The organism is Hathewaya massiliensis, assembly GCF_902143515.1.
GTDB lineage: Bacteria > Bacillota > Clostridia > Clostridiales > Clostridiaceae > Hathewaya > Hathewaya massiliensis.
Map to the genome: position 1 here is coordinate 412052 of NZ_CABFVD010000001.1, position 12270 is coordinate 424321.

The window sequence follows — 12270 nt, forward strand, 5'->3', positions numbered from 1 at the left end:
TCTAATAATTTATCTTTTTCAAAATGAAAGTAAAGAGCAGTTAAGGACATGGATAAAAATTTCCCTAAAGGATAGTGAATTCTAAGAAGTAAAACTCCTTAGAATTCTGGTACTAGCTTCAGTAGAGTAAGGTTTTCCACTGAAGGTAAGAACTCTCTTTGTTATTTAATTATATCATATAAATAATTTATTAATAACTTAAACAGGAGTTAAATTTTTATTTAATAAAAATTTCTATAAGAAATAACTTATAGTCTTCACTTAAACTAAAGCCCCTTGTAATAAAACTTTAATATTATCCCTATATATTTTATCAAATTGTGAAATTGGTAGAGGATTCTTTCCAAGTCCTACCTCCATTGTATATCCCGGTCTTCTAAAGTCTTTTATAAACCAATCCTTATATCCGCCATAAGATGAAATTCCATAAGTTTCCCCTAATTCATATCCACTTAATCTTGAAAATAGCTCTCCTATTCTTCTTGCCTCTTCTCCAGCTAAATCTTTATAAGTCCAATATATAACTTCTCCCTGAGTATGGTAGGCTATTACTAGTCTAAAGTCTCCCTTTCTTGTAAACTCCACCATAGCTTTTGTTTCTGGTTCAGACTCAGGATAAGGTCCACCATATCTAGTAGGTCCAGGCCCATATACTCCATAAAGTTCCTCTGCTGCTTTAGCTTCTTCAAAGGATGCATTATAATTGTGATTTAAGTCAACCCCTCTTATATTTGCACTCCAGTTCTGTGAAAAATCCATATTCCCTTTATTCCATTCTATTAATTGATTATAATAAGGATTATCCTTAGAAAGTCCATTTAAAACTAAATCCACTCCATCTGGATTAACCATAGGTATTAAATATATAGTAGAGGATTGCCAAATTTCTCTTGGAGAATACCCCTCTATATTTTCTCCTCTTGCATAAGCTTTTAAGAAGTTTTCTGCAAATTTCATAAGCAAGGCTGAAGTTATCCACTCTATAGCATGATGTGCTGCATTATATGAAACTTTATTTTTTCCATTCCCTAATTTTATATAGTAAAGATTTTTCCCTAAAACACTTTTACCAATAGATCCTATTTCTATAAATGGATAAATACGTTTTAAGGACTTTATGTTTTCTTCCATTATCTCATAAGTGTAGTCAATATCCGTATATACAACCTCTAAATTTTTATAAGGAATTATAATTTCAGTGCCTATACTTAAAGAATTTGGATTTTTTATATTATTAATCAATATAACTTCTTCTACTGGTATATTAAGTTCTTTAGATATTTTATATAGGGTATCTCCATCTTTAATTACATAAGTAAAAAAACCTCTATAATATCTTTGTATAATATCATAAGTTCGATCTTCAACTACACCAGTTGGTAATATTCCTCTGTCACTTTGAAACTTAGCTACGGCATTTTTAGTTCTAGAACCGTAAACTCCATCAATATTACCAATATCATATCCTAATTTTTTTAAAAGAGATTGTAACCTCTTTACCCTTGTTCCTCTATCTCCTTCTTTTAAAATAATCAAAAAATCACCTCATCTAGTAATTATATAATTAACTTATACTATAACTAGAATCTTGGTGATTAATTTTACTTATTATTTTTTCTTCTTATATATAATCCAATAGGAAACTCCAATAAATATAGCTCCCCCTATAATATTTCCTAAAGTTACTGTAGATAAATTTTTAAATAAATTACTCATATTTATTAAATCTAATTTTTCAGATGGAATTTTAGAGAAATCTACAAACTTTGCATTTTTCTTAATTAATTGTGCAATGGTTAAATAGTACATATTTGCAACACAGTGTTCAAAGCCACTAATCACAAATGCCATAATAGGGAAAAATGCCATAAATATTTTGCTTACCACATCTCTTGCTGCAAAACTTCCCCATACAGAAGCACAAACAACTATATTGCAAAGTATTCCACTAAGAAAGGCTTCTATAATATTTAATCCTTCTTTGGCAGAAGCAGTTTTTAAAGCTGCTAAAGCCACCAATCCCTCATTAGTTTTTATGGCACCACTATAATATATTAATAATGCAAATATAAATGCTCCTATAAAGTTACCTATGTAAACTAAAACCCAATTCCTCATAAGCTTAGTGAAAGTAATCTTTTTTTCTGCATAAGCAACTGATAATAAGTTATTGCCAGTAAAAAGTTCAGCTCCACAAACTAAAACTAGCATAAGTCCAACGGGAAACACAATACCTGATACTAATTTAGAAAGTCCATAGTTTTTTATGCTATGAGAAGCTACAGTAGATGCAAATGCGCCAATAGATATAAAAATACCAGCTAAAATACTTAATAAAAGCGTATTTATGACTTTATTATTAGCCTTATTTATGCCTACTTCCTCAGTAAAGTCACATATCTCTTTTGGTGTTAAAAACCTTTTTTCTTTTGGTGTTAAAAGTCCTTTTTCCATTATATTTCCCCCTATAATATAATCAAGCATAACTATTATACTACATAAGGATAAAACTTTGTATTTTATTAATATTAAAAATGTACCCATACATTTTACTTTTTTCTTTTTTTTACTTATACTAATATTGAAAATAAATTTTTCTTATAAATCAATAATTTTCTTTTTACAATAATTTATATAAGGGGTGTATAATTATGGATAAGTATAATTCAAACAAAAATTTAGCACAAACATTTAAAAATGGGGTTATAATGGATGTTACTAATGTAGAACAAGCTAAAATTGCTGAAAAAGCTGGTGCATGTGCTGTAATGGCACTAGAAAGAGTTCCAGCGGACATTAGAAAAGAAGGCGGAGTTGCCAGAATGTCTGACCCCAAAATGATACAAGAAATTCAAAAAGCAGTTTCAATTCCTGTAATGGCAAAGGTTAGAATTGGCCACTTTGTTGAAGCTCAAATTCTTGAGGCAATTGGAATAGACTTTATAGATGAAAGCGAAGTTTTAACACCTGCTGATGAAACATTTCATATAAATAAAAAAGATTTCAAAGCTCCTTTTGTTTGTGGTGCTAGGAACCTTGGGGAAGCTCTTAGAAGAATACATGAAGGTGCTTCTATGATAAGAACAAAAGGTGAAGCCGGAACTGGTAATGTTGTTGAAGCTGTAAGACATATGAGAACTATAATGAATGATATAAAAAGAGTACAAAAATCTTCTGAAGAAAATGAACTTATGTCTATTGCAAAAGAAATGAATGCACCATTTGATTTAATACAATATGCTTATAAAGAAGGAAAATTACCTGTTGTTAACTTTGCAGCTGGTGGCATTGCAACTCCTGCAGATGCAGCATTAATGATGCAATTAGGTTGTGATGGCGTTTTTGTAGGTTCTGGAATATTTAAATCTGGAAATCCTGAAAAAAGAGCTAAAGCAATTGTTCTTGCTACCACTTACTACAATGATCCTATAAAACTAGCTGAACTTTCTAAAGACCTTGGGGAACCTATGTCCGGATTAGAAATAGGAGATTTAGATTGCAAATATGCTACAAGAGGCTGGTAAATAAATTTTAGAAATAATTTAATATTTATTTCTTAAAAATATCTTAAAATAACATAAATCTCTTAAATCGTATTTAATATTTTTTTATAATGTGTATAATTATTTATAGAATGATTGTACCATATAAGATTTCTATGACTTTATCATGTTATTGTATTATAATTTTTAACTCTTAATTTTTATATCCTGTAATACAATTTTCTAATCTTATAAATATAAGTACTTTGAGGAGATATGATGTTTAAAAAAAAGATACCTTATATTGAATTCTTACCTATTATCATAATTACAATGATATTATTTAACCTATTAGGTAACATTAATTTAATAACCAAAAGTGTTTCCATTATTTTATCCTATGTTACTTCATTTATATGGGCTTTTGGAATAGCTTTTTTAATTAATCCTCTAATGGTTTATTTTGAAAAGAAATTTAAAATGTCTAGGGGACTAAGTCTTCTATTAGTTTATTTAATAGTCTTAGGCTTTATAATTCTTTTAATAACTATAGTTACACCTACTATAATTTATAGCATTAGAGACCTTTTAAACTCTCTTCCTGATTACTTTAATGGGGTTCAAGATACTATAGAATCTCTTTTAAGAAAATCTCGAAGCTTAGACAATGAGGCCTTAAGAACTACCATTGAAAAATATTTGTCAAACTTAAATAATTACTTATTTAGCATTCTAAATCCTAGCATAAATAAAGGTTTAAATGCAGTTTTAACTAGAGCAGTTACTTTTACTTCATCCATGGTTAAAATTATCTTTGGCTTCATTGTTTCAATATATATGTTAAAAGATAAGGAAATTTTTATAAAAAACATTAAAGCCATGCTATATGCTCTACTAAAAGAGGAACAGACTGATGACCTTATTATCTTTGGAAGAGAGGTTAATATTATATTTTCTAAATATATAATAGGTAAATTTATAGACTCTTTAATTATAGGTGTTATGTGTTTTGTTGGACTTAGTCTTTTAAAGGTTCCATATTCCCCATTATTAAGCTTGATTGTTGGAATTACAAATATGATTCCTTACTTTGGTCCTTTTATAGGCATGATACCAGCTACCTTGATCACTATGTTATCAAGCCCAACTTTAGCTTTTTGGGTGTTAGTTTTTATAATTATTCTGCAACAATTTGATGGATGGTATCTTGGACCTAAGATTCTTGGAAGTCAAGTAGGCCTTAGTCCTTTTTGGATAATCCTAGCCATTACCTTAGGTGGAGGACTCTTTGGTGTATTAGGTATGTTTCTTGGAACCCCAGTTGTGGCTTTAATAAAAATGCTTTTAGATAGATTTATAAGTAAACGTCTAAAAACTAAAAATATAGAACTATAACTTTATAGAGAGTAATAATTTTCTCTAAAGCTTAAAACTCTCTATTTATACAATAAACAGAACCATCATATAATTTTTAGAAACCCCCAGAAAACATCTTAAAACTCCATTTTCATAATAAAGAGTACTTATTTTAAAAGCTTTGTGCTTTAAAAGTAAGTACTCTTTATTTATAAGTTCATATCTATGATAAATTCATATTCAAATTTTTTACTATGCTTTATATTGAAGAATATTGGAGAGAGTTTTTTTCTATGCCTATATTGAAAATATTAATATAAACTTTTTATTGTATACTGAAACTTATCTTTCCCCTAATTTTAAGTTAGGTATAGCATTTAAAGTTAAGGGTGCTACCCTTCCCTTTAAATATTCAAAATAAGCTGCACTTCCAATCATAGCTGCATTATCTGTACATAGTATAGGAGAAGGATATAACACTTTTATTCCTCTTTTTTCCCCCTCTCTATTTAAATTCTCTCTTAGACTAGAATTACAAGCAACTCCCCCTGCAATTATTATTTTGTCTACATTCTTAACTTTACATGCCTTCATAGCATTTTCAGTTAACATCTCTACAGCTGTCCTTTGGAAAGAAGCTGCTAAATCCGGACTATTCACTTCTTCCCCTTTCATTTGCTTTTTATTTAGATAATTTAAAACAGCAGATTTTATTCCACTAAAAGAAAAGTCTAAGGTTTCCTCTTGGAATTTTGCCTTTGGAAAATTAATAGCAAAAGCATCTCCCTCTTTTGAAATCTTATCTATTTTAGGTCCTCCAGGATACCCAAGACCAATAGCTCTTGCTACCTTGTCAAAGGCTTCTCCTGCAGCATCATCTCTTGTTTGACCTAAAACTTCAAACTCTCCATAATCCTTCATATATACAACAAAAGTATGTCCTCCAGACACAACTAAACAAACAAAAGGTGGTTCTAAATCTTTATGTTCAATAAAGTTAGCACATATATGCCCTTCTATATGATTCACACCTATAAGTGGTTTTTCAAGAGCATAAGCTAGACCCTTTGCATATTGAAGTCCTACTAAAAGTGCTCCCACAAGCCCAGGTCCATAAGTTACAGCTACAGCATCTATATCCTCCATAGTTATCTTAGCCTCGTTTAAGGCCTGCTCTACAACTAAACTAATAGCCTCTATATGTTTTCTAGATGCCACCTCTGGCACAACACCACCAAACTTTTCATGTATGTTAATTTGTGACGATATAACATTTGATAACACATGCCTTCCATCTACCACAATAGCCGCAGAAGTTTCATCACAACTTGATTCTATAGAAAGTATTTTCATACCACTTTTCATCATAATTACCTCTTTTCAATCTATGTATTAAGACTATCCTTTATTATACTTTATATGTTTTACTACTTCAATAGCGACTTTCATATGAAGATTTGCCCCAACACAGCCTTATTTTTTATTAAAAGTCTTGCTAGACAATTTTGTTCATATAATGATCACGTAATCACCTATGAGCAAGTTTTAGAATTTCATTATTTCTGCAGTAAATATTACGTTAAAAGTTTTAATGTTTGAGCAAAGCGAGTTTTAAAACTTTAGTAATATTTACGGAAGAAATAATAGAAATTATTAACGTAGCGAATCAGTGATGAAGTGACTTTTATATGAACACTTGCCTCTAATACAGTATTTTTATTAAAACTCTTTCTTAGAAATTTGTTCATATAATGATCACGTAATCACCTATGAGGTACGTTTTAGAATTTCATTATTTCTGTAGTAAATATTACGTAAAAAAGTTTTAATGTTTGAGCATAGCGAGTTTTAAAACTTTAGTAATATTTACGGAAGAAATAATAGAAATTATTAACGTAGCGAATCAGTGATGAAGTGACTTTTATATGAACACTTGCCTCTAATACAGTATTTTTATTAAAACTCTTTCTTAGAAATTTGTTCATATAATGATCACGTAATCACCTATGAGGTACGTTTTAGAATTTCATTATTTCTGTAGTAAATATTACGTAAAAAAGTTTTAATGTTTGAGCATAGCGAGTTTTAAAACTTTAGTAATATTTACGGAAGAAATAATAGAAATTATTAACGTAGCGAATCAGTGATGAAGTGACTTTTATATGAATAAATTTCTCTAACACAGCAGTTCTAAACTTATACTATGTGTGATTTTACACTTACTTATTTAAATGTTATAATTAAACCTTAAAGAGAATGTATGTTCTAGGAGGGATTTATGAAAAATACATATGCAAAAGTTATTGTAGAAGGATCTCCTATTTCTAAATCTAATTTTAAACTTTTTAATATGAATGGAAGAGCCATACTTCCTTATAATTCTGGAAAATATCATGATAGATATGCACTTTATGAGGAAGAAATAGCCCTAAAAGCTAGAGCACAAAATCCTAATATAGTAATAGAAGAATCAGTTATTGCCATATTAAAAGTTTATTATAAAAGTAAAAAAAGACATCCTGATACAAATAATATAACAAAGAGCATTTTTGATGGTATAGAAAAAAGCGGACTTATAATAAATGACGCTCAAATTAGAAGAATTATGGTGGAAGAATTTTATGATAAGGAAAATCCAAGATTTGAATTAGAACTTTTTGGAGAAAGTGTTTATAGTATTGAATATACTGTTTTAAAGTCTCCTACAGAAGAAAAACCAATTTTATATTCTCCTCCATCCAATAGTAAAAATACTATTACCAAAAATACTATTAATAAAAAAAGTAAAAATGAAAAGAATATAAAATCTACTCTTTATATTTGTGAGCTTTGCAATAAAGAATTTAATAATTCCGAGATGATTTCAGCAAATAAGGGACAAACCTTAATATGTAAAAACTGCTTTAAAAAATTATTTTAAATAAAGCTATGTATGAGTAACCTTTACAGTTATCCTCTTATACATAGCTTGTATTTTTATACCTCTATTTCTTCTTTATATATAATTTTATTTTTGCTTTTATACCAAATAACACTTAAGAAATACCTAACTACTAAGTCCATGGCAATAATAACCCATATCCAAAATATGTCACCTTTAATAAACTTAGTGAATAAATAAGATAGTAAAATTCTAACTCCCCAAATTCCCACTCCTACAATTATCATAGGAATCTTAGTAAATCCCGCTCCTTTTAAAGCCCCTCCATAAACCCCTGAAAGATTTTGAGGTATTTGAACAATTCCCATAATAATCAGATATTTAATTCCAATATCAATAACTTCTTTTTTATTTGTTAAGATACCCATTATGTATTTTGGGAAAAATATTAATACTATAGAACTAATTGATGTAACTAATAGGGTTTCAAATAAAATTTCCTTCATATATTTTTCACCTAAATCTGGTCTTTTAGCTCCAACAGTTTGTCCTATAAAAGCAGTAGCTGCTATACCTAATCCAACTGCAGGCATATATGATATTGATTCTGCTTGAAGTCCTACTTGATATGCTTCAAGGGCTACTTCTCCATAAGATAATATTATATTAGTTAGTATTATGGCAGAAATTTGCCAAAATATAGATTCTAAAGAAGCTGGTATACTTAAGGCATATATTTCTTTTATCTTATGTGAGTCAAATCTAAAATCCTCCCTTTTTCTAACTCCAAAAACTTCTCTCTTAGAAAATACTGCATATAAACATATGATTGCTGAAATAAATTGAGCTATTACAAGTCCTATAGCAGCTCCCCTTAATCCTAAACCTTCCACTCCAAATTTACCAAATATAAATATGTAACTAAAAACTATATTTAACAAATTCATTATTAGGGAAATTTTCATAGGAGTCTTAGCATCCCCCATAGATTGAAGAACCCCTCCAACTATAAGCATTATAGCTAAAAAAGGCAATCCTATAGAAGCTATTTTTAAATGAGTTAGGGAATTCATAAGTAAGGTCTGTTCTGGATTAAACATATATTTTAATATTGGTTCTGCACACCAAAATATAAACTGTTGAAATAGTAGTACCAAAATAAATCCTGACAATAATGTTTGTATTATAACTTCTTTTATTCTCTTATAATCACCAGCACCATAGGCTTGTGCTACAAAGACTCCTGCACCTGTTGAAATCCCCTTAAAAACTGCCCATACAAGCTGAGTCACTCTCATACTTAAACCTAAAGCAGCTACAGCATATCCTTCTATTCTTCCTATCATAGCCATAGAAACAAATCCTGCAGCCATTTGAAGCATGTTTTCCCCTGTAATAGGGAGAATCATATTTAAAACTTTTTTCCTTATTTCTATGATATCCTTCTCCATACATATCCCTCCCTATAAAACAATTTTTATCTCAAGTAGATGTTCTATAACTAATACCTATAGTTAATCTATTTTATTATATCATTTTAAACCCTCTATTAATACTATGTCTATTCTATTTAAAGATAAAACTTTTCTAGTTCACAGAGGTTTCTTAGTTTAGAATAAATCTCTTTAATAAAAATTACTAGGTTATATATTTTAAATAATTATAATAAGTATATATAGAATTAAATTTTAAAGGGGAATTACTATGTTAAAATATATAAATATTAAGGTTTCCATCATAAGTTTTTATATTATTTAAAAGGATATTGTAAAATAGATATCTTACAATATCCCTTTCACAATGTAAAATTTGATGAATCAACTACAATTATGATGGATACCTGTTTTATCTTAACATTACTTTATGATAAGGATCCTAAAAATACAGAATGCTCTAATCTTGCAATCAGACTTATGTTATCGAAATGTAAGCTTTTTGTCACTGATATGACAGCTGCAGAGACTATAAACCAAATAACTAAAAAACTTTTTTTAACAGATATGAAATACAAAGCAGAGAAAGTAACTCCTTTAAATTCTCTATCAAATATAAATCTTATTTGTGCATGTTTTAATAAACATCATAGAAGAATTATAAAAGATAGAAAGTTTGAAAAGTATAAAGATATACCTTTTAATAAATACTTCTATAATATTGCTAAAAACCCTTGGAAAAAAGATTTGCTTTATATTTATTTTCAGAAATCCATTGAACTCTATACCTATTTAGAGCAAATACTTAAATTTCAATATTTAAACATCACGAAACCTTCTATTGATATTTCAAAAAATTTTATAACAGAAAATATGCTCTCTGTAAATGACGCTTTCCATTTAGGATGTTCACAATATTATGGAATAAAGTACTTTCTAACCTTAGATAGTGATTTTGAAAATAATATAAAGACTACAGTGAAAGTATTAAAGATATAAAAGGTGTGTAAATATTATAATTTACACCTTTTATATCTTTTAAACTTTAAATCTTGTAATATTTTGATTTTTTAATCCTTAATCTTTTAATTTTTAACCTTTTAACTTTCTAAAAACTCTTTTAATTTTCTAGCTTGCATAGCTGAGTCTTCAGCAAACTCTTTAAATGTTTTTGCAACTTCCCTATCTTCAGAAGTTCCATTGCTTTCTATTCTCTTTGAAAACATTTGAAAATCTCTAACATTTTCTTGGCAGTCTAATATTTTTTTCTTTAACATATCCCTTGTATCTAAATCCATTATATTCACTCTCCCATTATATAAAATCCACTAAAATCTAAAAATATATCAATGTATTTTAATATATCTTAGTAGTGTTTTAAACCTCTATGCTTATATTGTGAAAAAAAATAATTAATATTCTAATTTATTAACAAATTAATTAAAACTTTTTTTTAATTTTGTCACTTAGTTGTCACAATAGACCTTTATTATTAAATTAAAGAAAACTTAAAAATAAACTTATTTATTTTATAAAGGAGGCAACTATTATGGGTATATCTTCCAAGGATAATGATAATAATAATTATAATATAGTAAAAGACGATTATGAGGAGGTTAAAAGCTATTCTATGGATAACAACTTTTATTCAGAGGAGAATAATAGAATTAAACCTAAGAAAAAATTTGGCAGAATTTTAAGTTATGTATTGATAGGAGTGTTGTGCACTACTTTAGGAGGTGTGGCATCCTCAATTGCTACCATAAACTACATGAAAAATAATTCTAGCTTAGTACAAAAAGAAAATATAACCGGAGGAGAAGGTAAAAAATCTCAAAATAAAAATACTACAATTAGTACTTTAGGTCAAATGTCAGTTGTAGATATTGCTAAAAAAGTAGGTCCTGCTGTAGTTGGGGTTTCAACTAAAGGATTTCCTAAAGCTTCCGGTTTAGGATTTGAATTTGAACAACCTGAAGGCTTAGGATCTGGTATTATATTTGATAAAGAAGGTTATATATTAACTAACAACCACGTTATTGAAGGTGCAAAAACCATAAGAGTAATCTTTAATAATGGTAAAGAAGTTGCTGCAAAACTTGTAAACTCTGATCCTAGCTATGATGTGGCAGTAATAAAAATCACTGAAAAAGTTGATGTTCCTGCTGTGGGTGAATTTGGTGATTCAGATGATATATCCATAGGAGAAACAGCTGTTGCTATCGGAAATCCTCTTGGAAAAGAACTTTTAGGTTCTGTAACTAGCGGAGTTATAAGTGCAGTAAATAGAAATATTGATGAAAGAAATAAAGACTTAAAACTTATACAAACCGACGCTGCTATTAACCCTGGTAATAGTGGTGGTCCTCTAGTAAACGCTAAGGGCCAAGTAATTGGTATCAATACAGAGAAAAGAGTTGGAAATGGTATTGAAGGTCTAGGTTTCGCTATACCAATAAATCAAATTAAACCTAAAATCCAAAGCTTAATGACTCCTAAATTAATGTTAGGCATATTAGGAAGAACAGTAACAGAAGACGACTCTAAGTATTATAAAATTCCTATAGGTGTCTTTATTTCAGATGTAATTAAATATGGTCCAGGTGAAAAAGCTGGTTTAGCCCCTGGAGATATAATATTATCTATGGATGGAAAGAAAGTTACTTCCATGGAAGAATTAGATAAAATAAAACAAAAACACAAAAGTGGAGATGAGATAAGCTTAAAGGTTTATAGGGATAAAAAAGAAATCTCACTTAAATTAAAATTAGAAGCACAATAACTAGAGTTATAATCAATGAATTTTTGTTCCCCCTAAATTTAAAAATTATTATAAATGTATTTGTTCCCTAAATCCCTTTCAAAATATAAACTTTATAAAAGAGCTTAACTATTAAAGAAAATTCTTTAAAGTTAAGCTCTTTTTAATTTGACTTTCTTATAGATTTTGTCCATGTGATGAAGTGACATTCATATTAACATTGCCTCTAAGAAAGTCTTGTCTAAAGTTAAAGACTGTGTCAAAGATTTTGTTCATATAATGATCACGTAATCACCTATGAGATAAGTTTTAGAATTCCATTATTTCTGTAGTAAATATTACGTTAAAAAGTTTTAA

Annotated in this window: 10 protein-coding genes; 5 read left to right on the forward strand and 5 right to left on the reverse strand. The window is 28.6% G+C overall.

The features are described 5' to 3' along the window. Window positions 1-261: 261 nt before the first annotated feature. Both FNZ64_RS01935 and FNZ64_RS01940 read right to left on the reverse strand, forming a co-directional pair. Window positions 262-1536, reverse strand: coding sequence for a M14 family zinc carboxypeptidase (locus FNZ64_RS01935; protein WP_142413195.1), 1275 nt, complete (start codon window positions 1534-1536; stop codon window positions 262-264). Between the two features lie 72 nt (window positions 1537-1608). Then, a complete protein-coding gene (locus FNZ64_RS01940) occupies window positions 1609-2454 on the reverse strand; it encodes a formate/nitrite transporter family protein (RefSeq protein WP_142413196.1) in 846 nt (281 codons plus the stop codon). Window positions 2455-2651: 197 nt separating this feature from the next. Between FNZ64_RS01940 and pdxS the strand changes: the two genes are divergently transcribed. After that, window positions 2652-3524 carry a pyridoxal 5'-phosphate synthase lyase subunit PdxS gene (pdxS, locus tag FNZ64_RS01945; protein ID WP_142413197.1) on the forward strand — a complete coding sequence of 291 codons (873 nt, stop codon included), beginning with the start codon at window positions 2652-2654 and terminating at the stop codon, window positions 3522-3524. A 234-nt stretch (window positions 3525-3758) separates the two neighbouring features. Next, entirely contained in the window at window positions 3759-4877 is a 1119-nt protein-coding gene (locus tag FNZ64_RS01950) for an AI-2E family transporter (RefSeq protein WP_185903650.1), read from the forward strand. A gap of 303 nt (window positions 4878-5180) precedes the next feature. Here FNZ64_RS01950 and tsaD read toward each other — a convergent pair whose 3' ends face one another. After that, window positions 5181-6203 (reverse strand): tRNA (adenosine(37)-N6)-threonylcarbamoyltransferase complex transferase subunit TsaD, encoded by a 1023-nt coding sequence (gene tsaD, locus FNZ64_RS01955; RefSeq protein WP_142413777.1) that lies wholly within the window; start codon window positions 6201-6203, stop codon window positions 5181-5183. Window positions 6204-7116: 913 nt separating this feature from the next. Here tsaD and FNZ64_RS01960 point away from each other — a divergent pair. After that, window positions 7117-7758, forward strand: coding sequence for a RusA family crossover junction endodeoxyribonuclease (locus FNZ64_RS01960; protein ID WP_142413198.1), 642 nt, complete (start codon window positions 7117-7119; stop codon window positions 7756-7758). A gap of 56 nt (window positions 7759-7814) precedes the next feature. Here FNZ64_RS01960 and FNZ64_RS01965 read toward each other — a convergent pair whose 3' ends face one another. Beyond that, window positions 7815-9170, reverse strand: coding sequence for an MATE family efflux transporter (locus FNZ64_RS01965; protein ID WP_142413199.1), 1356 nt, complete (start codon window positions 9168-9170; stop codon window positions 7815-7817). A 378-nt stretch (window positions 9171-9548) separates the two neighbouring features. On the opposite strand from FNZ64_RS01965, the gene FNZ64_RS01970 reads away from it, so the two are divergent. Next, a complete protein-coding gene (locus tag FNZ64_RS01970; protein ID WP_142413200.1) occupies window positions 9549-10151 on the forward strand; it encodes a type II toxin-antitoxin system VapC family toxin in 603 nt (200 codons plus the stop codon). A gap of 101 nt (window positions 10152-10252) precedes the next feature. Here FNZ64_RS01970 and FNZ64_RS01975 read toward each other — a convergent pair whose 3' ends face one another. Beyond that, on the reverse strand, window positions 10253-10450 hold the full coding sequence (locus FNZ64_RS01975; protein WP_142413201.1) for a hypothetical protein: 198 nt from the start codon (window positions 10448-10450) through the stop codon (window positions 10253-10255). A gap of 251 nt (window positions 10451-10701) precedes the next feature. On the opposite strand from FNZ64_RS01975, the gene FNZ64_RS01980 reads away from it, so the two are divergent. Then, window positions 10702-11934, forward strand: a complete 1233-nt coding sequence (locus FNZ64_RS01980) for a S1C family serine protease (RefSeq protein WP_243129173.1) — start codon at window positions 10702-10704, stop codon at window positions 11932-11934. The last annotated feature ends 336 nt before the right edge of the window (window positions 11935-12270 follow it).

Excerpts from the sequence above, each read along its gene's own strand:
- FNZ64_RS01980 (WP_243129173.1), top strand. The coding sequence starts at position 10,702 with ATGGGTATATCTTCCAAGGATAATGATAATAATAATTATAATATAGTA.
- FNZ64_RS01960 (WP_142413198.1), top strand. The coding sequence starts at position 7,117 with ATGAAAAATACATATGCAAAAGTTATTGTAGAAGGATCTCCTATTTCT.
- tsaD (WP_142413777.1), bottom strand. The coding sequence starts at position 6,203 with ATGAAAAGTGGTATGAAAATACTTTCTATAGAATCAAGTTGTGATGAA.
- FNZ64_RS01940 (WP_142413196.1), bottom strand. The coding sequence starts at position 2,454 with ATGGAAAAAGGACTTTTAACACCAAAAGAAAAAAGGTTTTTAACACCA.
- FNZ64_RS01970 (WP_142413200.1), top strand. The coding sequence starts at position 9,549 with ATGATGGATACCTGTTTTATCTTAACATTACTTTATGATAAGGATCCT.
- pdxS (WP_142413197.1), top strand. The coding sequence starts at position 2,652 with ATGGATAAGTATAATTCAAACAAAAATTTAGCACAAACATTTAAAAAT.
- FNZ64_RS01975 (WP_142413201.1), bottom strand. The coding sequence starts at position 10,450 with ATGGATTTAGATACAAGGGATATGTTAAAGAAAAAAATATTAGACTGC.
- FNZ64_RS01965 (WP_142413199.1), bottom strand. The coding sequence starts at position 9,170 with ATGGAGAAGGATATCATAGAAATAAGGAAAAAAGTTTTAAATATGATT.
- FNZ64_RS01950 (WP_185903650.1), top strand. The coding sequence starts at position 3,759 with ATGATGTTTAAAAAAAAGATACCTTATATTGAATTCTTACCTATTATC.